The organism is Caulobacter sp. GW821-FHT11E11, from assembly GCF_058808315.1.
Genome location: NZ_JBXARO010000002.1, coordinates 562,973 through 583,029, shown reverse-complemented (window position 1 = coordinate 583,029; position 20,057 = coordinate 562,973). Strand labels below are relative to the sequence as shown.

Annotated in this window: 20 protein-coding genes; 6 read left to right on the top strand and 14 right to left on the bottom strand. The window is 68.4% G+C overall.

Features of this window, described 5'->3' with window-relative positions:
- Window positions 1–61 precede the first annotated feature (61 nt).
- Together AC1RR5_RS06785 and AC1RR5_RS06780 are read left to right on the top strand one after the other, a co-directional pair.
- Window positions 62–304 (top strand): hypothetical protein, encoded by a 243-nt coding sequence (locus AC1RR5_RS06785; RefSeq protein ID WP_492920413.1) that lies wholly within the window; start codon window positions 62–64, stop codon window positions 302–304.
- A gap of 17 nt (window positions 305–321) precedes the next feature.
- Window positions 322–924 (top strand): peptidase S14, encoded by a 603-nt coding sequence (locus tag AC1RR5_RS06780; RefSeq protein ID WP_492920412.1) that lies wholly within the window; start codon window positions 322–324, stop codon window positions 922–924.
- A gap of 10 nt (window positions 925–934) precedes the next feature.
- On the opposite strand, the gene AC1RR5_RS06775 is transcribed toward AC1RR5_RS06780, so the two are convergent.
- From AC1RR5_RS06775 to AC1RR5_RS06765, 3 genes are all read right to left on the bottom strand, one after another.
- Window positions 935–2,002, bottom strand: coding sequence for a FecR family protein (locus tag AC1RR5_RS06775; RefSeq protein WP_492920411.1), 1,068 nt, complete (start codon window positions 2,000–2,002; stop codon window positions 935–937).
- On the bottom strand, window positions 1,999–2,583 hold the full coding sequence (locus AC1RR5_RS06770; protein ID WP_492920410.1) for an RNA polymerase sigma factor: 585 nt from the start codon (window positions 2,581–2,583) through the stop codon (window positions 1,999–2,001). Before AC1RR5_RS06770 ends, AC1RR5_RS06775 begins: the two co-directional genes overlap by 4 nt.
- A gap of 67 nt (window positions 2,584–2,650) precedes the next feature.
- The gene (locus AC1RR5_RS06765) at window positions 2,651–5,713 is read right to left on the bottom strand and encodes a TonB-dependent receptor (protein WP_492920408.1); all 3,063 of its coding nucleotides are present in this window, start codon (window positions 5,711–5,713) and stop codon (window positions 2,651–2,653) included.
- A gap of 217 nt (window positions 5,714–5,930) precedes the next feature.
- Here AC1RR5_RS06765 and AC1RR5_RS06760 point away from each other — a divergent pair, with 217 nt between their 5' ends.
- On the top strand, window positions 5,931–7,403 hold the full coding sequence (locus AC1RR5_RS06760; protein ID WP_492920407.1) for an ATP-binding protein: 1,473 nt from the start codon (window positions 5,931–5,933) through the stop codon (window positions 7,401–7,403).
- On the opposite strand, the gene AC1RR5_RS06755 is transcribed toward AC1RR5_RS06760, so the two are convergent.
- From AC1RR5_RS06755 to AC1RR5_RS06730, 6 genes are all read right to left on the bottom strand, one after another.
- Window positions 7,380–8,081 (bottom strand): YoaK family protein, encoded by a 702-nt coding sequence (locus tag AC1RR5_RS06755; protein ID WP_492920406.1) that lies wholly within the window; start codon window positions 8,079–8,081, stop codon window positions 7,380–7,382. The genes AC1RR5_RS06760 and AC1RR5_RS06755 overlap by 24 nt on opposite strands.
- Window positions 8,078–8,494: a DoxX family membrane protein gene (locus AC1RR5_RS06750; protein ID WP_492920405.1), complete on the bottom strand. Its 417-nt coding sequence runs from the start codon at window positions 8,492–8,494 to the stop codon at window positions 8,078–8,080. The genes AC1RR5_RS06755 and AC1RR5_RS06750 overlap by 4 nt, the downstream gene beginning before the upstream one ends.
- Before the next feature lie 2 nt (window positions 8,495–8,496).
- Window positions 8,497–10,347 (bottom strand): amidohydrolase, encoded by a 1,851-nt coding sequence (locus AC1RR5_RS06745; RefSeq protein WP_492920403.1) that lies wholly within the window; start codon window positions 10,345–10,347, stop codon window positions 8,497–8,499.
- Between the two features lie 74 nt (window positions 10,348–10,421).
- Window positions 10,422–10,688, bottom strand: coding sequence for a DUF1427 family protein (locus tag AC1RR5_RS06740; RefSeq protein WP_492920402.1), 267 nt, complete (start codon window positions 10,686–10,688; stop codon window positions 10,422–10,424).
- Between the two features lie 54 nt (window positions 10,689–10,742).
- Entirely contained in the window at window positions 10,743–11,408 is a 666-nt protein-coding gene (locus AC1RR5_RS06735; protein WP_492920401.1) for a hydrolase, read from the bottom strand.
- Window positions 11,409–11,544: 136 nt separating this feature from the next.
- Window positions 11,545–12,219, bottom strand: coding sequence for an isochorismatase family protein (locus AC1RR5_RS06730; protein WP_492920400.1), 675 nt, complete (start codon window positions 12,217–12,219; stop codon window positions 11,545–11,547).
- 203 nt (window positions 12,220–12,422) lie between these two features.
- On the opposite strand from AC1RR5_RS06730, the gene AC1RR5_RS06725 reads away from it, so the two are divergent.
- The 3 genes from AC1RR5_RS06725 (at window position 12,423) to AC1RR5_RS06715 (ending at window position 14,912) form a co-directional block, all read left to right on the top strand.
- The gene (locus tag AC1RR5_RS06725; RefSeq protein ID WP_492920398.1) at window positions 12,423–13,172 is read left to right on the top strand and encodes an alpha/beta fold hydrolase; all 750 of its coding nucleotides are present in this window, start codon (window positions 12,423–12,425) and stop codon (window positions 13,170–13,172) included.
- A gap of 54 nt (window positions 13,173–13,226) precedes the next feature.
- Window positions 13,227–14,210: an alpha/beta fold hydrolase gene (locus AC1RR5_RS06720; RefSeq protein WP_492920397.1), complete on the top strand. Its 984-nt coding sequence runs from the start codon at window positions 13,227–13,229 to the stop codon at window positions 14,208–14,210.
- Window positions 14,211–14,282: 72 nt separating this feature from the next.
- The gene (locus tag AC1RR5_RS06715; RefSeq protein ID WP_492920396.1) at window positions 14,283–14,912 is read left to right on the top strand and encodes a pyridoxamine 5'-phosphate oxidase family protein; all 630 of its coding nucleotides are present in this window, start codon (window positions 14,283–14,285) and stop codon (window positions 14,910–14,912) included.
- Here the strand turns inward: AC1RR5_RS06715 and AC1RR5_RS06710 are convergent.
- The 5 genes from AC1RR5_RS06710 to AC1RR5_RS06690 form a co-directional block, all read right to left on the bottom strand.
- Window positions 14,909–15,865: a proline iminopeptidase-family hydrolase gene (locus AC1RR5_RS06710; RefSeq protein ID WP_492920394.1), complete on the bottom strand. Its 957-nt coding sequence runs from the start codon at window positions 15,863–15,865 to the stop codon at window positions 14,909–14,911. The two genes, AC1RR5_RS06715 and AC1RR5_RS06710, sit on opposite strands and share 4 nt — an antisense overlap.
- Window positions 15,866–15,876: 11 nt before the next feature.
- A complete protein-coding gene (locus AC1RR5_RS06705) occupies window positions 15,877–16,338 on the bottom strand; it encodes a helix-turn-helix domain-containing protein (RefSeq protein ID WP_492920393.1) in 462 nt (153 codons plus the stop codon).
- Between the two features lie 108 nt (window positions 16,339–16,446).
- Window positions 16,447–18,273 carry a hypothetical protein gene (locus AC1RR5_RS06700; RefSeq protein ID WP_492920391.1) on the bottom strand — a complete coding sequence of 609 codons (1,827 nt, stop codon included), beginning with the start codon at window positions 18,271–18,273 and terminating at the stop codon, window positions 16,447–16,449.
- A gap of 42 nt (window positions 18,274–18,315) precedes the next feature.
- On the bottom strand, window positions 18,316–18,723 hold the full coding sequence (locus tag AC1RR5_RS06695) for a hypothetical protein (RefSeq protein WP_492920389.1): 408 nt from the start codon (window positions 18,721–18,723) through the stop codon (window positions 18,316–18,318).
- Window positions 18,720–20,057, bottom strand: a complete 1,338-nt coding sequence (locus AC1RR5_RS06690; RefSeq protein ID WP_492920388.1) for a DUF418 domain-containing protein — start codon at window positions 20,055–20,057, stop codon at window positions 18,720–18,722. Before AC1RR5_RS06690 ends, AC1RR5_RS06695 begins: the two co-directional genes overlap by 4 nt.

Here is a 20,057-nt window from a genome sequence, read left to right as displayed (position 1 = left end):
ACGGCAGCCGAACCAAGGGCGTTTGGCCCCAGCCGCGACATCGCGGCGTTGGGGTCTAATCGTGCCGCACCGCTATTCCATCATGGCCGCCTCGAACGGCTGGTGTCTCTATCTCGGCGATGACGAACTGGTCGGCGTCTTCGCCGACTCCGACCAGGCCGAACGCCGCGCCCGCTTCCTGGCCGCCCGCGCGGCGGTGCGCGGCTTCGACAGCGAGGTCCTGGTCCATGGCGTCGACGGGACCTTGCAGGGGCGCTGGCGCGCGGAGCGCTTCGAGCCGGCGCTGATCCGGCGCGCGGCATGAAACCCTTGGAAGCCACGATGTCCGCCCCTGCCCCCTTCGCGCGGATCGACGACGACGGCCTGACCCTGCCTCCGGAAGCCTTCGCCGGTCCACGCGTGCTGCTGGCCGGCGTGGTCGACTACGGCATGTACGAGCGCTTTCGCATGCAGCTGGACGCGACGCCGCCGACCGGCCTGGTGATCATCGAGCTGTCGACGCTGGGCGGCGATCCGGAAGTGGCGCGTATGATGGGCGAGGATGTCCGCTTCCAAAGCGAGATCCATCCCGAGCGCCGCCTGGTCTTCCTGGGCAAGGCGGCGATCTATTCGGCCGGCGCGACCTTCATGAGCTTCTTCGCCCTGCCCAACCGCTACCTGACCCGCGGGACGCGGCTGATGATCCACGAGCGCAAGATGAACACGGCGCTGCAGGTCAACGGGCCCCTGACCACCTGCGTGGCCTCGGTGAAGGCGCTGCTGCACGAGATCGAGCACTCGATCGCCATCCAGAACGAAGGCTTCGCCAACTTGATCCAGGGCTCGAAGGTGACCATGGACGAGGTCCTGCAGCGCGCCCCGGCCAACTGGTACATCGAGGCCCAGGAAGCTCAGGCGCTCGGCCTGATCCGAGGCGTTATCTGACGTTCCAAGCTTATCGCTTAAACCGGCGAAGCGGCGCGATCTCGATGCGGCCGTCCGGCAAGGGGACCAGACGGACGGGATAGAGCGTGGTCAGGGTCTCGGCGAATGCCGGGTCGTTGGTGCGGAAGGCGCCGCTGATCCTTAGCGCCGCGACCTTCGGATCGAGCACGACCAGCTTCTTCTCGGCATGGCGGTTCATCCGCTCCACGGCCTCGGCCAGCGAGATGTCATCGAACTGGATCACCTGGAGCTCTCCCGCCGCTGCGCCCGCCGGCTGGATCTCGGTGACTTCATCGGCTTGCCCGGAGCGAGCCACCAGTTCCTGGCCGGGGACCAGGATCTTGGCCAGACCGGTCGCCACATGGGGGTCGTCCCCGACCGTCACGCCCAGCGAACCCTCGTCGAGGCGCACGCGGGTCTCGTCGCCACGCACCTGGATGTTGAAGCGGGTGCCCAGATCGGACACCACGCGCCCGCCGGCCGCGACCCTGAACGGATGGTCCGCGTCATGCGTCACGTCGAACAGCGCCTCGCCGTACGTCAGGCGCACCAGACGCTGGCCATCGACATAGGCGACGTCCACGGCCGTGCTCGGCTCCAGCGTCAGTCGCGTGCCGTCCTCCAGCCGAACGTTCAGACGCTGGCCGGCGGCCGTCTGGTAGTCGGCCTGGCCGAACCCGTGGAGATCGCGCTCGGCGCTGGCGACCTGAACCGGGCCTTGGGCGCGATGTTCGCCTCCCAGGCTCGAGAAGAGCACGCCGGCGATCACGGCCGCGGCGATCGAGGCCGCCGCCGCATACCAAACGACCGGCGCAGGCGTAGGTCGCCCTCGCAGGGACAGCGCGTCCTTGCGTAGATCGGCCAGGACGTCATCGGTCTGAGGGTCCTCGAACACGTCCCACAGGTCGCGCGCGCGCTCCCAGGCCCGGCGGTTGGCGTCGCTGAGGTTCAGCCATTGGGCGAAGGCCACGTCGTCCTCGACCGAGGGATCGCGTTGCAGGCGTTCCAGCCACAGGGCCGCGGCCGACTTCGGGCCAAGATCCCGCAGGAGTTCCGGAGAGGGAAGATCGGCGCTCATGCCTCGTCCTCGCCTTGCATCAGGTGATCGATCGCGCGCGCCATGTCCTTCTCGACCGTGCTCAGCGAGACCTTGAGCCGCGCCGCGATCTCGCCGTAGCGCAGGCCTTCCAGCCGGCGCAGCACGAACACCGCGCGGGTTCTTTCCGGGAGCGCCATCAGACTTGCCGACACGGCGCGGAGCTTTTCGCGGGCCAATAGGGCGCGCAGGGCGTCAGCGTCCTCGACTTGGTGATCTTCGGGCTCCAGGGCCACGTGCGCGTCGGCTCGCCGGACGCTGCGCCGTCTGTAGCGATCGGCCAGGACGCTCTCGGCGGTGCGATAGAGATAGCCTTCGAAATGCGCCACGCCTTCGGACGCGTCGCGCTGCGTGACCCGCAGAAAGGTGTCCTGCAGCAGGTCCTCGGCCTCGACCGGGTCGGGGATGCGCCGGCGGATCCAGCCCAGCAGCTTGCCCCTCGCGTCGCGGAACTGGCGCGAGAGAGCATGGCTCGATTTTGACCGTGAATCCCCGTCCGACATCGGCAAAGCGTGGGCCGGATCGTCTGGAAAAGCCAGGGCTCCATCAGGCGTGGCGAACATGGGCTGCATCCCCTCATGCCCCCGGAGACGCACGCCTTTGAGAAACCCGTAAAGATCGGCGCGTTTTTTAGAAGCGCGCGGTGACGCTGAGCTCGAACCGGCGTCCGCGAGGATCGCCGTAGAAGCTGTAGCCGAGCTGGGAATTGGTCACGGGCGGCGGATCGTGGCCAAGCAGGTTCTGGATTCCGAAGCGGATCTCGACGTCCCGGGCCCGCCCTTGCCAGTCGCCGACCTGCAGCCGGTAGGCCATCGCCGCATCCATGTAGATCTGCGCGGGGACGTAGAAACCCGGCAGATCGCCGGCGGCCTTGCGGGTCGAGAACGCCAGGAGGCCGGTGGCGTAGTAGTCGTCGTAATATTGGGCGTCGAGCCCGACCGTCAGGTCGCCGTGATCCCAGGTCGCGCCGACATTGCCGCGCCAGCGCAACGGCCCCTCGTCGGTGTCGATGTAGTCACGCACCGGCCGGTCGGGCGCGATTTGCCGCGTCAGCCGCGGCGTCCAGGTCACGACGCCATAGAGCCGCAGGCGATCATTGCGGCCCAGGCGGAAGCCTTGGTCCACATGCAGGTCGACCGCGTCGATCGTGGTCCTGCCGATATTCATGAAAGTCGCGTCGATCTGGGTGATCACGCCGCCCGAATAGCCGGCCGCGATGTCGGCGGGCGACAGCGGGTCGCGGACGATGCGGCCTGGATAAAGCGCCTCATTGGCCAGGAAGTATTCGGCGCCGCCAAGGCTGGCGACCTCCCCGCGCTTTTCGGTGTGGGTATAGTCCAGAGAGATGCGTGGCCCCCGTCCGCCGTCAGGATTGACGACAAAGCCGAACGCCAGGGTCCGGGCCTTCTCCGGACGCAGATTCGGCGAGCCGTCCGACAGGAGCACGGCGGGCTTCTCGGAGCCGACAAACCTGCCGCCCCGCGCCGGGTCGGCATAGTCGGTCACATAGGTGGTCGGCAGGCCTACGGTGTAGCTGCCGAGGGACATCTGTTGGGGCGTCGGCGGCAGAACGCCCGTGGCGACGCTGGCGCGCACCAATAGCCCGTCACGGGGGAAGACGCGCAGGCCGGCCGTATAGACCGCGGCGCCCCGCTCGTACCGGATCCTCGGCGTTTCCCCCGTCGACAGGCGCACGCGCCCCGGGATGTTGGCCTGGCTGTTGTCGTAACGCGCGGCCAGCTGCATCTCCAGCCCGCGCAGAAGCGTCAGCTCCGATGCCCGCGAAACGATCGGCGCGCGAAGCTCTCCGTACAGGGACGACGTGGTGACGGAGAACGAGGAATTGGCGAGGGGCGGAAGTTCGGGGCTTCCATTGACGTCCCAGGGCGGGACCTTGGCCTTCTCCTCGCGGCGTTCGGCCTGCAGCGACAAGGCTACGTCACCGGCCTCGCGCCGCAGGATGGGCCCGCCTAGTCTGACGCTGAGGTCTCGCATGCGGAGCTTGCGCTCCAACCGCCAATCGTCCGGGACGGTGTAGGCCTTGAGTGCGGCGACGAACGTATCCCAGGACCCGAAGGGATCGGGCGTCGGCTCGCCGCCGAGGCCAGGTCGCGTCAGCCCAAGAGCGGCAGGAAAGTTTCGGGTGAAAGAAAAGGCCTGACGCGTGACGCGATTGCGCGTCGCGCCGGCGCTGTAGGTGGCCTCGGCGCGCCAGGCGCCAGGCAGGCCGAAGATGACGCCCGCCGACGCGCGCGTGGTGCGCAGGCGGTTGCGCACGGTCGGATCCAGCCCGGACATGGGGAAGGAGATGTAGACCGGTTCCTGGAACGGAAAGCCGCTCGCCGGGCCCGCGCCTCGATATGTCCCCACGGTCAGCCCATAGTCTGGCGCCCCGAGGACCGACCGCCCTTCGTTCTCGAACCCTATGAAGTCGACAAATGCCTCGATCTGGTCGCTGAAACGATGGCGCATGTTCAGCAGCAGCGAGGTCACCGTCGTCGAACTGGTGAGGCTGCGGGTCGCGCCGTTGCCGTCCGGCGGTAGGCTGCTGGGAATCTGGCCGGCATTGGCCAGCAGGGCGGAGCCGTCGCCGATGCCCACATGACCGATCGGCAGATAGGTGAAGGTCGAGCCCAGGGACGCGCCGCCATGGGCCGGACTGAGCGATAGCGCATTGCCCGAACGGCTCCGGATCAGCAGGCCGTCAATGGTCGAGGCGCCCGCGGGGTTGGCTGGATCTTGTTCGATCCACAACCGCCGTACCCGTTCGCCATAACCGCGGTCGCCCGCGCGCAGGCCATCGCTCTCGGCGCGCGACACGCTGATCATGATGTCGGTGGCCCCGTCGTCTGGCGTGAAGCCGATCCGGCCGTCGACGCGCCGGCGCACGCCGTCGCCGCGCCCGGTCACGCCCAGGGTGGTGCTGATCTCCGCGCCGCGATAGTCGCGCTTGAGGATCACATTGACCACGCCGCCCGTGGCGCCGGGCCCATAGATGCCGCCAGCCGTGCCCGTCAGGCTTTCGATCCGGTCGATCGCCAGCAGCGGCAAGCCGTTCAGGTCCGGTTGGTAGATCTCCAGGTCATAGTACTGCGAGATCGTGCTGGGCATCCGGGCCCCGTCGACCAGCACCAGGGTCTGGCCGGGGCCCAGGCCGTGGAGGTTCACCTCCGAACGGTTGGCGCCGTACTGGGATTCCGGATCGCGAGACGGCCCTTCCCGCTCGGCGTTGTTGGGCTGCCGGCTGCGCAGGAACTGGTCGAGATTATCGGTGTGGGAGGAGCGGATGTCCTCGGCGGTGGCCACGCGATAGGCCTGGATGTCGCTCTCGGTCCGGCGAATGTCGGCGTTCTGGGTCTTTCGGCCGACGATCAGGACTTCCGGCAGGGCCGTCGGTTGCTCCGGCTGCAGACGAAAGACGATGTAGGTTCCGTCACCCACCCGGCGGTAGCCCAGCCCGGTCCCGTCCAGCAGGCGCGCGAGCAGAGGCTCGACCTCCAGGCCCCCGACCAGGCGCCGGTTGCGCAGGTCGCCGACGACATCCGGCGCGAACAGCAGGTTCGAGCCGCTACGGACCGACAGATCCCTGAGCGAGTCGGCCAGACGGCCCGCCTTGAGAACAATCCTGCCGCCGCCGAACAGGCCCCGCGCGTCCGCGTTCGACGCCAGCCCCAGCGCGGCGATCAAAGCCAAACAAGAAAGTCCGCGCCGCCCCAAAAATCGCCCCCGCCCAAGTCCCACCTCTTCAGGTTAGGGGGTGATACGCTGGCCCGCAGCCGACGCCGCGATGAAAAAAGCAGAAAATCGCGGACTGCTTACGGGTTTTACTAAACCCTGCGTCTCCGAGGTCCAGGTCGCCTGTTCCGTCCTCTCCCGGAGGGTGGGCAAGACGACAGCCTGGATCGGATGCATGTCGATGACACCCTCGCTCGGACAATCACGGTCGTTCGCCTTCGGCCCCTTCGTGCTCAATCCCGAGCAGCAGAAGCTGGTCGAGGACCAGTCGCCGGTGGCGCTGGGCGGGCGGGCGCTCGACATCCTGACCGCCCTGGTCGAGCGCCCCGGCGCCGTCCTGACCAAGAACGAGCTGATCGCCCGCGCCTGGCCCAACCTGATCGTCGAAGAGAGCAATCTGAAGGTCAACATCGCCGCCCTGCGGCGGGCGCTCGGCGAGAAGGCCGGGAGCCTGCAGTACATCGCCACCGTGACCGGCCGCGGCTACCGCTTCGTCGCGCCTGTGCGAACGGGCTCCCCCGCCCTCCCCGCCCCAGAAAGCCCGGCCTTCGCTGGACCCAGCAACCTGCCCCCCGCCATGGCGACCATCGTCGGACGCGCAGCCGACATCGCCGACATCCACGACGCCCTGGTGGCCGAGCGGGTGCTGGCGATCGTCGGCGCCGGCGGCATCGGCAAGACCACCGTCGCCGTGGCCGTCGCCGAACGCTTCGCGGCGCGTGTGCGTGACGGCGCCTGGTTCGTCGACCTGTCGAAGCTGGACGACCCGGCCCTGGTGCCCAGCGCCATCGCCTCGGCCATCGGCCTGAAGACGCAAGCAGCGACCGCACTGGCCGACCTGCTCGATCACCTGCGCGAGCGCGACCTGTTGCTGGTCCTGGACAATTGCGAGCACCTGATCGAGGCGGCGGCGTGCTGCGCCCGGCAGATCCTGGCCGACGCCCCCGAGGTCCGGATCCTGGCCACCAGCCGCGAGCCCCTGCGGATTAACGGCGAGCGCGTCCATCGCCTGGCGCCGCTGGACGCACCGCCGATCGAGCCGAAACTCCATGCCGAGGCGCTTCTGGCCTTCCCCGCCACGCAGCTGTTCATCGAGCGCGCGACGGCCCGGAACCGGATGTTCCAGGTCCAGGACGGCGACGCGCCGGTCGTGGCCGAGATCTGCCAGCGCCTGGACGGCCTGGCGCTGGCGATCGAGCTGGTCGCCACCCGCACCGACGCGTTCGGGGTCCGTGAACTGCTGGGCCTGCTAGACGGCCGGTTCCGGCTGCTGGGCGGCCTGCGCTCCTGGCCCGAGCGCCATCAGAGCCTGACCGCGACGATCGACTGGAGCTACAACCTGCTGTCGGACGACGAACGCGTGGTTCTGCGGCGGCTGTCGGTGTTCCCGGGCGCCTTCGGCCTGGAGTCGGCCTGCGTCGTCGCCGGGGCCGAGTGCGAGCTGGCCAGGACGATCGACGACCTGGCCAACCTCGTCGACAAGTCCCTGGTGACGGCCGAACTGAGCGCCAGCGGGGTGTCCTATCGCCTGCTCGACACCACGCGGGCCTACGCCTCGCGCAAGCTGGCCGAGAGTGACGAGGCCGATCGGGTTCGCCAACGCTACGCCCAGCATCTGACGCCCCTAGTCGCTGATCTTGCCGCCTAGCCCGCTGTGAAGCACCGCCAGGGCGGCGACGATGATCACGCCCACGACCAGGCTCCAAGCCCCTGCGACGATGACGCCGACGGCGCCGCCGAGGGCTCCCAGGGCGAAGGCCGCGACGGGCGGCCAGGTCTTGCGGATCCGCGCCGCCAGCGCCGCGTCCGGGCGGCCGCGCAGGACCGCGAGGTCGACGAGGTCGATGGCGATCTGGGTGACGTTGCCGGTCATCATCGTGGTCGGCGCCAGCTGCGTGAAGACGGCGCGCGCGCCGACGTTCTGGACCGCCATGGCGACCACACCGACCAGGCCAGCCACCATGACGGCGGGCTTGTCGGCCGAAGTGCTCGGCAGCGCCCACGCCGTCAACAGCATGAAGGCCAGCAGCAGCACCGCCTGCAGGGCCAGCACCAGGACCTCGCAGGGCTGGCCACGGGCATTGCGCCAGCGGATCAGGGCGTAGGTAGCCGAAGCCGCGGCGACGAACACCGGCAGGGCCAGGAGCTTGGTCGCCAGGCCGCCGGAGTCGCCCGCCAGGGCCACGCCCAGCATGACCAGGTTGCCGGTGGCGTGGGCGACGAACAGGCCAAACAGCAGGACGAAGCCGACAACGTCGACATAGCCGCCGACGAAGGCCATGCCCACGCTGGTGAGGCCGGCCAGGCGTTTCGGTTGCGGGCTCATGCGGCGCGCGCCTTCTCGACCAGGATGGCGGCCAGCATGAAGCCGCCGATCAGGCCGATGTGCTCGAGGAAGGTGTTCATGGCGTGGAAGCGCTCCATCGGCTCGGCGACCGTCCAGTAGGGATGGGCGATCAGCGTGGCCAAGGCGGTGAAGACCGCCAGGGCGCCGGCCGCCAGCCAGCCGAGACGACCCAGGATCAGCAGCAGCGAGCCGCCGAGCTGGACGGCGATGGTGGCGGCGACCACCAGGCCGGCGGGCTTGAGGCCGAAATGAGCGGCCTCGCCCAGGGCGTCGGGCAGATGGGTCAGCTTGTAGAGGCCGGCGATCCAGTAAGGCGCTGTGAGCACCGCGCGGGCGACCGGCCCGAAGGCCGGAGCGCGCAGCAGGGCGGCGATGGGTTTGGGCGTGTTCATGATCAAATCGCCCAGCAGCCGCAACCCATGGCGCCCCAGAACGAGCGCGCATCAGACGTCGGAGCTTCCCGCGTGTAGGCCGAAGCGTGGTCGTGACCGTGGACGTTGCAGCTGCTGGCGCAGCCGCAGGCCGAAGCCAGGGCGCGGGCGTGACCGCGCGAACGATCCTGGTAGCCGCCGAAGGTCCGCACCGGCGACCAGTCGGGCATCGGCGGCGGCAGGACGGGCGCCAGCTTGTCGTACTCGCCCTGGCCATGGACGACCTTGCCGCCCAGCAGGGTCAGCACCGCCGACAGGTGCGGGATCTCGTCCTCGGGCACGGTCATGTAGTCGTCCGAAAGAACCGCCAGGTCGGCCAGCTGGCCGACGGCGATCTGGCCCTTCTTGCCTTCTTCGTTGGAGAACCAGGTGTTGGCCGTCGTCCACAGGCGCAGGGCTTCTTCGCGGTCGACGCGGTTGGCCGGCGGATAGAGCCGCGTGCCGCCCACCGTCTTGCCGGTCACCAGCCAGTTCAGCGAGACCCACGGGTTGTAGCTGGCCACACGGGTGGCGTCGGTGCCGGCGCCGACGGGGATCCCGGCCTTCAGCATCTTGCCGATCGGGGGCGTGGCCTCGGCGGCCTTGGCCCCGTAGCGCTCCATGAAGTACTCGCCCTGGAAGGCCATCCGGTGCTGTACGGCGATGCCGCCGCCCAGGGCCGCGATGCGGTCGATATTGCGGTCACTGATCGTCTCGGCGTGGTCGAAGAACCAGTGCAGCCCGTCGAACGGCATGTCGCGGTTGACCTTCTCGTAGACGTCCAGCGCCCGCGTGATGGTCTCGTCATAGGTAGCGTGCAGCCGCCAGGGCCAGCGGTTCTCGACCAGGTGACGGATCACCGGCTCCAGGTCGCTCTCCATGTTGGCCGGCATTTCGGGACGCTCGACGCGGAAGTCCTCGAAGTCGGCGGCGCTGTAGACCAGCATCTCGCCGGCGCCGTTATGGCGGTACTTATCGTCGCCCTGCCCCGGCTTGACCTGCTTGGACCACGACTGGAAGTCCGACAGCTCGGCCTTCGGCTTCTGGGTGAACAGGTTGTAGCTGATGCGCAGGGTCAGCTGGTCGTCGGCGTGCAGCTTCTCGACGATCTCGTAGTCGTCCGGATAGTTCTGGAAACCACCGCCGGCATCGATCACGCCGGTCACGCCCAGGCGGTTCATCTCGCGCATGAAGTGGCGGGTCGAGTTCAGCTGGTACTCGGGCGGGAGCTTGGGGCCCTTGGCCAGGGTGGCGTACAGGATCGTGGCATTGGGCTGGGCCAGCAGCAGGCCCGTCGGCTCGCCCGAGGCGTCGCGCTGGATCTCGCCGCCCGGCGGGTTGGGCGTGTCCTTGGTGTAGCCGACGGCGCGCAGGGCGGCGCGGTTCAGCAGGGCGCGGTCGTAGAGATGGAGGATGAACACCGGCGTCTCGGGCGCGGCGGCGTTGATCTCGTCCAGGGTCGGCAGACGCTTCTCGACGAACTGGTGCTCGGTGAAGCCGCCCACGACGCGCACCCACTGCGGCGGCGGGGTGTTCTGGGCCTGCTTCTTCAGCATGGCCATGGCGTCGGCCAGGGTCGGCACGCCGTCCCAGCGCAGCTCCATGTTGTAGTTCAGTCCGCCGCGGATGATGTGCATGTGGCTGTCGATCAGGCCCGGGATCACCCGGCGGCCCTTCAGGTCGATGATCGTCGGGTTCGGACCGGCGACGGCGCGGACCTCGCCCTCTTCGCCGACGGCGGCGAACTTGCCATCGCGGACCAGGGCGGCGTCGGCGCGCGGGTTGCTACGGTCCAGAGTCGTGAACTTGCCGTTGATGAGGAGCAGGTCGGTCATGGGGCGCCTTTCAGCGAAAGCGGAACTGGAGAGGAAGGCGGCGCCCAGGGCGACGGCTTGGCGGCGATCGAGGGTCATGCCTTATCCCTCTGCGGATCGGGGCCATCGCCGGCGACGGCTTGCGGACCCAGCACCCGAGCGGCGCAGTCGGTCTTGAGATAGGCCACGACGGGGGCCTTGGTCATCAGGCGCTTGGCGATCGGGACCGCCTGCTCGCCCAGCAGCATGCCGAGCAGGCCCAGCAGGGCGATGGCCGGCGGCGCGGGCGAGCGCACGCTGAGCAGCGAATAGATCACGCCGACCAACAGGCCGACGCCGAGCGAGAGCAGATAGGGTTTCATGACGGTCGCTCCGAAAGGGAGGAGCGGCTTCGCGCCGCTCCTTACAGGATGGGGTCAAGCGGTAGTCGCGTGGCTCTCCGAAGCGCCGAACATCGACTTGGCGTAGGTGATGCCCAGGCCGTAGGCGCCGCCCAGCTCGCGGGCGATGCCGGTGGTCAAGTCGTAGGTCTCGCCGCGCGCCCAGTCGCGTTGGAGCTCCAGCAGATATTGCAGCGACGTGATCGGCTGGGCGCCGGCCTGGATCATGCGCGACACGGCGCGCTCATGGGCCTCGTCGGAGACGTCGCCGCTGGCGTCGGTGATGACATAGACCTCGAAACCCTGGTCCAGGGCCGACAGCGCCGGGCCGACGATGCAGACCGAGGTCCACAGGCCGGCCAGGACGATGCGGCTCTTGCCGATGGCGTTGACCTCGGCGATCACCGCCTCGTCTTCCCAGGTGTTCATCGAGGTGCGGTCCAGCAGGACCTTGCCCGGGAACGGCGCGGTGACTTCCGAGAACATCGGGCCCGAGAAGCTCTTCTCGGCGACGGTCGTCAGGATGGTCGAGACCCCGAAACCGGCCGCCGTGCTGGCCACCAGGCCGGCGTTGTTGCGCAGTTCCGTCGCCGAGATGGACTTGGTCGCGAAGGCCATCTGCGACTGGTAGTCGATCATGATCAGGGTGTGGTCGTCGGCGTTCAGCAGGCGGGCGCCGGGGGTGGCGGTGGCTTTGGTCATGGCTTGTGTCCCTCGATGGTGGAAGACCGCTTCCGGCCGCCCCGTTGTTCTGACAAGGACACTTTGGCCGCGACGCATCGCCGCATAAATGGAAATGATGGAAATCCATCGTTTCCATTTATGCGCCCGATACGATCTAGCCCCGCGCCGCTTCCTGCGCCTTCTGGAAGCTCTCCATCACGGCGGCGTAGTTCGGCGCCGCAAGCCCGTAGAGCTTGGCCAGATCGGCGGCTTCCGGGCGCGCCCAGGTGCGATGCAGTTCGCTGAGCAGCGCGTTGGCGGTGGTCGGCTTGACCCCGCCCTGCACGAAGCGGGCGAGACTGGTGCGCGAGACCATCTCGCTGGGATCGCCCGAGGCGTCGATCACGGCGTAGACCTCGTAGCCCGCCGCGCGGGCGTCCAGGGCCGGGAACATCACGCAGACGCTGGTCCAGACGCCGGCCATGATCAGGGTCTTGCGACCGGTCGCGCGCACCTGGGCGACGAAGTCGTCATTGTCCCAGGCGTTCACCTCGCCCTTGCGCGGCACGTAGACGGCGTGCGGCGCATGCTGGTGAATCTCCGGCATCAGCGGACCGTTCGAGCCCGAGGGTTCGGAAGCGGTGGTGATCACCGGGATGTTCAGCAGCGTCGCCAGCCGGGCGACCATCTCCACATTCCGCCGCAGATCGGCCACGGCGATGTCCTTGACGGTCTGGAACAGCCCGGACTGGTGATCCAGCAGCAGGATCACCGCGTCGTTGGGATCCATCAGCGCCGCGCCGCCGCCCGACGGCAGGATGCTCGACTTGGTGTTGGGTGACGTCGTCATGGCTCTACGGCTCCTTTGCACGCTGACCAGCGCCAGCCAGCACAGGCTCTCGCGTCGCGCCCCGGGGAGCCAGTAAGTCGCGGTGAAATCCGGTAACGCCGGTTCACCACGCTTCACCAGGCCTAACACCCGCCAGGTCGTCTCCAGGACTAGACCTGAAGCCGTCGCCGCCCTCGCCACGAGGTCGCAACGGAGCAACGACCATGAAGCGTGCATTCCTCGGGCTGGCCGCCAGCCTGCTTACCGCCACGGCCGCCAGCGCCGCCGAAAAACCCGTCTCGATCGTCCTGGTGCACGGCGCCTTCGTCGACGCCTCGGGCTGGCGCCCGGTGTACGAGCTGCTGTCCAAGAAGGGCTATGAGGTCCTGATCGTCCAGAACCCGACCATCACGCTGGAAGGCGACGCCACCGCCACCCAGGAAGCCATCGCCAAGGCGCGGCATCCGGTGATCCTGGTCGGCCACTCGTACGGCGGCGCGGTGATCACCCAGGCCGGCGCCGATCCCAAGGTGAAAAGCCTGGTCTATCTGGCCGCCTTCGCGCCGGACGCCGGCGAGTCCGTCCTGCAGCTGGCCAGCACGCCGGTTCCGGGCGCCCCGCCCGCGCCGCTGCTGCCGCCCAAGGACGGCTTCATCCAGATCGATCCGGCCAAGTTCGCCTCGGCCTTCGCCGCCGATGTCGACCCGGCCACCACCCACTTCATGGCCGCCGCCCAGGTGCCATGGGGCCTGGGCGCCGTTGGGGCCAAGATCACCGCGCCGGCCTGGAAGGCCAAGCCCAGCTACTACCTGCTGGCGACGCAGGACCTGATGATCCCGCCGGCCGCCCAGCGCGCCATGGCGGTGCGGGCCAAGGCCACGCTGGTCGAAACGCCCAGCAGCCATGCGGTGATGCTCTCCAAGCCCGGCTACGTCGCCGACTTCATCGAGATGGCGGCCGACGCCAGCAAGTAGTCGCGCCGACCGACAACGCCTTTCCCTTCCCCCTGAAAACCCTAGGAGATTCCGATGTCCCGACTGCTCACGTCCTTGGCGCTCGCCGCCGTCACCCTGACCGCCTCCACCCTGGCCACCGCGCCCCACGCCCTCGCCGCCCCGGCGCCGAAGACCGCGTTTACCCGCCTCGCGCCGCCGGTCATCCACTACCGGACCGCCACCATCGACGGCCACAAGATCTTCTATCGCGAGGCCGGCCCGGCCGACGGCCCGGTCGTGCTGCTGCTGCACGGCTTCCCGACCTCGTCGCACATGTTCCGCAACCTGATCCCGCTGCTGGCCGACAAGTACCGGGTCATCGCGCCGGACTATGTGGGCTATGGCCAGAGCGACGCGCCGGACCACACCCAGTTCGCCTACACCTTCGCCAACCAGACCGACATCGTCGACAAGCTGGTCACCCAGCTGGGCGCCAAGCGCTACGCCCTGTACGTGATGGATTACGGCGCCCCGATCGGCTACCGCCTGGCGCTGAAGCATCCCGAGCGCGTCAGCGGCCTGATCGTCCAGAACGGCAACGCCTACGAAGAGGGCCTCAAGGAGTTCTGGGACCCGATCAAGGTCTACTGGGGCGACCGCTCGCAGAAGAACCGCGATGCGCTGAACCACCTGGTCACGCTGGACATCACCAAGTTCCAGTACACCGACGGCATGGGCGACGTGGCGCGCATCAGCCCCGACAACTGGGTGCACGACCAGGCGCTGCTGGACCGTCCGGGCAACCGTGACATCCAGCTGGACATGCTGGGCGACTACCGCACCAACGTGCCGCTCTATCCGCAATTCCAGGCCTTCTTCCGCGAGCGCAAGCCGCCGACGCTGATCGTCTGGGGCAAGAACGACAAGATCTTCCCCGAGGCCGGCGCTCACCCGTACCTGCGCGACCTGCCCAAGGCCGAGGTCCACATCCTCGACTCCGGCCACTTCGCACTGGAAGATCGCCTCGACGTCATGGCGCCGCTGATCCGCGACTTCCTGGACCGCAGCGTGAAGTAAGAAACGCCATCGCCCCGGCCGAGATCATCGGCCGGGGCTTTGCCTTGACCACTCGACAGAGGGACACGCCCCATGGCGCGATACAGTTTTCTGGACCTGGCCACCTCGGCCAGCGTGCGCGCGGCCCAGGCCGAGATGGGCGTCGACCAGATGTGGACACCCGGCGCGGTCGACCGCCAGTTCGAGCGCTTCACCCCGGACGAGGTCGCCTTCATCGGCGAGCGCGACAGCTTCTACATGGCCAGCGTCTCCGAAAGCGGCTGGCCGTACGTCCAGCACCGCGGCGGCCCGCCGGGCTTCCTGAAGGTCATCGACGAGGTGACGCTGGCCTTCGCCGACTATCGCGGCAACCGCCAGTACATCAGCGTCGGCAACCTGGATGCCGGCGACCGCGTGTCGCTGATCCTGGTCGACTATCCGCGCCGCGCCCGCCTCAAGATCCTGGCCCATGCCGAGCGCGTGGCGCTGGATGCCGATGCGGACCTGCTGGCCAAGGTCACGGACGGCGGCTATCGCGCCAGGCCCGAGCGGATCTTCAAGCTGCGCCTGGCCGCGTTCGACTGGAACTGCCCGCAGCACATCACGCCCCGCTTCACCGAGGCCGAGATCGAACGCGCAGTCCAGCCGCTGCGCGAGCGGCTGGAGGGTCTGGAAGCCGAAAACCGGCGGCTGCGCGAACAGCTCGCCGGCCCGCGGACCTAGGCCTCGTTGAGGAAGGTCCGCACCAGTCTGTTGTAGAGCGCGGGCTGCTCGACCATCGTCATGTGCGACGCGCCGGTCATCACCGCCAACTTCGATCCGGCGATGCCGTCGCGAAGGGTCTGGTGGCAGTCCAGGGTGATCTCGTCGAACTCACCCGTGGTGATCAGGGTCTTCTGGGTGATCGCGCCCAGGTCCTTGCGGCGATCCCAATCCTTCATCGGACCAATGATCGTGAACTCGTTGGGGCCGTTCAGCACCCGATAGGCGATCGACTTCGACAGGGCGTCGAACGAGACCAGGGCGTCGGAGGTGGGCGCGACCCGCAGCAAGAAGTGATCGTAGAAGGTCTGGACCAGCGCGGCATATTCCGGCGTCCCCGTCTTGCCGGCCGCTTCCAGCTTGCGAATCTTGGCGGCGTAGCCGTCGGGCAGCGTGGCGAACAATCGGTCGAAGCCGGCCATGACCTGCGGGATGCTGGCCATGGCGCCGCTCAGCACCAGCTTCTCGACGCCCTGCCCGCGCCCCTGGCACAGATACTCGACCGCCAGCAGCGAGCCCCATGAGTGACCCAGCAGCGCCACCCGGTCCAGCGCGAGGGCGGCGCGGACGGCGTCCAGCTCGTCGACCGAGCGCTGGATCGTGTAGAGGCTCTCGTCGCTCGGCGCGTCGGCCTTCCCGCAGCCCAGCTGGTCGTAGAAGATCACCGGACGCTCGAAGGCCAGGGCCTGCAGCGACAGCAGGTAGTTGTGCGCCGCGCCCGGACCGCCGTGCAGGGTCAGCAGCGGGGTCTTGCCGCCCGCCCCGAACTTTCGCCAGTAGACCCGGCCGCCCGGAACCTTGGCATAGCCTTCCTCCTGAGGCGCCGCCGCGAAGGCCTGGCTCGCCATACCGGCGATCCCCAGCCCCGCTCCGGCCTGCAAGGCCGCGCGGCGCGTCCAGCGTTCCGTGGTCATGTCGATACTCCTCAAGAATACTGGGGCGCCATTTCGCGCGGACGGCGATCTACCCCGCCGTGCCCGGAGCGCAGAGAGACGGGATCGAAACTCAGGGTTTCCGATAAGGCGTCGTGGGTCGCTTGGCGGCGCCACCGGGCCGGCGTCGATCCGGTCACGGCGCCGAAGGTGCGTGTGAAATGCGCCTGGTCGGCGAAGCCGCAGGCCAGCGCGATGGTGCTCAGGTTGGAGGGACTGCTCACCATCAGCCGCAGGGCGCGCTCGATCCGCTCGCGGGCCACGAACTGCGAGAACGTGAGGCCGAAGCTCCGGCGAAAGCACCGCGAGAAATAGCCCGCGCTCAACCGCGCCTGTCCGGCGGCGTCCGCCAGGGCGATGCGGCCGTCGAGCGCCTCGCCGACATAGGCGCGAACGCGGTTGACCTGCCAGGGCAGCAACCCGCCACGATCCGCGACCAACTCCACGTCCAACATCCGCCTGTCCTCGATGACATTTCGTCCGAGGACCCTAGGGGCTCACCGCGCCGTCCTGGGGTTAAACGGGGTAAAGGCCGGTGAACCTCGGTGCGAACGCCGGAGCCTCTACGTTGCGGCGCTGGCGGCTTCGGCCGAGGCGTTGAGACGGACCAAGGCCTCCTCCGCCGTCGTCAGTCTCGCCCCCAGCATCGCGATCAGGTCGTTCAGCTCGCCCTCTCGCTTCGTCCGCGCCAATACGACCTGCAGCGCCCGCGCCACGGGGTCGGCGACACCGTCCAAGGCCCGCTTTTCATCCCGGTTATAGAGACTGCCATCCGGACGTGAGCCCAGGAGCAGCCAACCCACCTGGCCATGCCCCTCCGCCTGCAGCGGCACGCGGACGGGAAAGACGAGGTCACGCCGATCCGTGTTGCTCCTCTTGGAGGATGCGGACGCCCAGTGACCGGCCCAGTCCTGAACCGCGCTAGCGTCGATGCCCCGGGCGTCCACCACCTGGTCGGCCACCAGCAGGGCCGCGCGGCTGGCCCTGACGCCTTCACCAACATTGTCGAGCACCACGGCCGCGATTTGCGCCAAGGTCGCCGTCTCGCGCAGGTCCCCCACCAGGGCCGGCAGCCCTTCGCGCAGATTTGAGAGATGCTTTTGCAGCCGGTGCTCGACCCAGTGCGAGACCCGATGGTGCATCGGCACGATCAGCACCGCGGCGACGGCGGCCGCGACGCCTCCGGCCAGAGCGCCGAGCCGGGCGCCGAAATATTCCTCGCCCAGCAGTTCGATGACCTTCTCCGAGCCCGAGAACGCGGCCAGGACCAGCACCGTCAGGGCGCCATACGCGATGGAGCGGGCGATGGCGGTGTCGGCGTCATAAAGGCGGTAGCGGACCAGGGACACCAGGAGGCCCGCCGGCAGGGCCAGGGTCGACAGCGCGTAGAGCGTCCACTTGGACAGATGCAGCCAGGCCGCGCGGCTTTCGGGAATGTCGCCGTAGGAGACCTGATCGATCACGTTGCCGGCGGCCAACAACGCCATCGACACCACCACGCCGAAGAGCACGAACTTGATCTGCTGGCGCTCCAGACCCGAGGGCGTGGCGCGAAACTGGGCGACGACGGCGGTGATCAGCAAGACCGGGGGTCCGAAGTCGACCAGCGTCGATATTCCCCCCTTCAGCGCGCTGTTGAGCGCAGAGCCGATGACAACCGCCAGGGCCAGCCAATGCCAGGGCGTCGTCAGCCGTCCGCGCGGAAAGAGCAGGATCGCCGCCGGAACGGCCAGCGTATTGATGAAGCTTTCGACCACGCCGAACGCCCCGGGCATGGTGGTGGAGACATTGATGGAATGAAAGCAGCTCGCGATGAGAGCGCTTGAGAGGACGCCGGCCACCAGGTCGCGCGGGCGACGGAGGAAGAGCAGCAACGCCGCCGCCAGGCACGCTATCCGCGCCAGGGTGTCGACCACGAACACCGCCCAGCGCCGCCCCGTGAAGGTAATCCCGGCGCCCCGGTAGGCGTCGCGCTCGTACCGGTCGCTGCGCGGCACGCGCGCCATATAGGAGGCGCCGTCGGGTCGGCGCAGGGACAGGGTCGCCACCTGCCCCTCCGGTCCGCTCACGGCCGCGACGCGGGCCCTGGTATCTGTCGGCAGCTCCTGTCCGTCGATGGCATAGAGGACATCGCCAAACCGGATGCCGGCCTGCCGCCCGATATCGGCGAAGGGGCCTCCCATCTGACCTTCGGCCGAGGGGTTCCACCACACGCTGAAACCCACGCGCATGAACGCATGATACTTGGCCTGCGACGCGATCTCGTCTCGCGGATGCACGATCGCGACGAAGGCCAGCGCCAGCAGAAAGGCGCTCCACCAGAACACGCGATAGACCGTGAAAAGGACCATGCGTGCGGCTGAACGCCCGCCCATCGTCGTCTCGGTCATTGCCGCCCCCGCTTCGTCAAATCCCACCGGCGCGTCCAGCCCTCATGGAGCTGAAAACGCCAGGTCCGAAACCCGCCGCCGGCAGGCCAGCGCGGCGTTTCGCACAAGCCCCTCCGTCGAAGCGGCCGATGCGGCGTCCATCTCGGACGCCAGGCCAGTCGCCAGGGCGGCCAGGGTGTCCTGGACATCGAAGTCCCTGGCCCCTCGCCCGCCCTTGGTTGGTCGAAGCCGCTCGCGGATCTCCCGGGCCAGCGCCACGGCGCTGGCGCAACGGGCCTCGATCGCCGTGGACGTGCTCCTGGCGGTGACCGGGAACGCCAGGAAGCGATCGATCTCGATCCGGGATGATCGGAGACCAAGATCATCATCGCTCATGCGAGCCGTCGCCTCGGTCGGCAGGGCGGCCACGGCGAGCAGCCAGGCGACCGCCACAAGCCGCCCGGTGATCACGACACCCGCGCGGATGACGGGACCCGCGGATCCTTCGCGAGAACGGCCGGCTTGTCCGTCGAGCGCCAGGTCCCGTAGGTCACCGACCGCAGGACCCACTCGGCCGGTCCCATCTCGAAGCGCTTCAGCCACAGCACGCTGAAGATGATCTGCACGATCCAGATGAGCGCGGCGATCCCCATCAGCTGGGCGAAACCAAACCGGTCGTAGAAGCCCAGGCCGTAGAAGAGGATCGAGGTGATGACCGACTGCGCGACATAGGTGGTCAGGGCCATGCGGCCGACCGCGGCCAGCCCGCCCTTGAGCGCGCCCAGCAGGCCCTGCTTGAGCAAGACCATCGTCAGGCCCAGAAGGCCCAGCGTCATGGCCAGCCGTCCGGGCTCGTAGAGGAAGGCGTTGGCCAGCGCCACGTCGGGGCTGGGCTGGAATCCGGACCGCCAGCGCAACGCCTCGACGCCGCCGCGCAGAAGCAGGCCCACGAACAGGCCGCCGGCGGCAAGCGCGCCGTAGAAGCCCAGGCCGCGCTCGCCGCTCAGGACGCCGGTCCGGAACAGGATCATGCCGATCAGCATGAAGCCGATGGACTCCAGCACCGTCAGGGGCGCCTCGGAGACATCGAGATTCCAGACCTGCCACTTCTTCAGGCTCCAGGTCACGATCGAAGGGAAGGACGTCCGCTCGACCCGCTCCTTGGCGCGCTCCTCCGGCGCGGTGATCTTCTTGACCATCTCGTCGCGCTTCTCGAGCGCCTTGGCCTGCTCGGCCGTCGGCGTCTTGCCCGAAGCCTTGGCGGCGACGGCGGCCTCGGCCAGGCGCAGGCCTTCCGCCCGTTCAACGGCCTGGCCGCCGATCGCGACGGTCATGACCAGCAGCGCGGCTGCGGCGGCGACCGCCAGTACGCGGGTGTCGGCCTTACGGAAGAGCACCAGGAACAGCCCGGTGACGCCGTAGTTGAACAGGATCTCTCCCGGCCACAGGAAGATCGCGAAATTGGCCACGCCCAGCAGGATGAGGGCAAAGCATCGCGTGAAATAGGCCTGGCCGGCGGCGGCTTCGCGCGCGGGATCGGGCCGGCTCAGCATGACCAGCATGCCCGCGCCGAAGAGCAGCGTGAACAGGCCCCGCATCGTCCCCTGGGCCCCGACATTCTGGATGGAGAAGGCGATCCAGTCGAGACTGGCGGTCGCCGGCAGGGGCGGTCTGGGCCAGTCCCAGCGCAAGCCCATCGCCGGAATGTTCATCAGTAGGATGCCCAGCGCCGCGACGCCGCGCAGGACATCCAATGACTGGATACGCGCCAATCGACCGATCGGCTGCAATCTGACCTCGTTCAT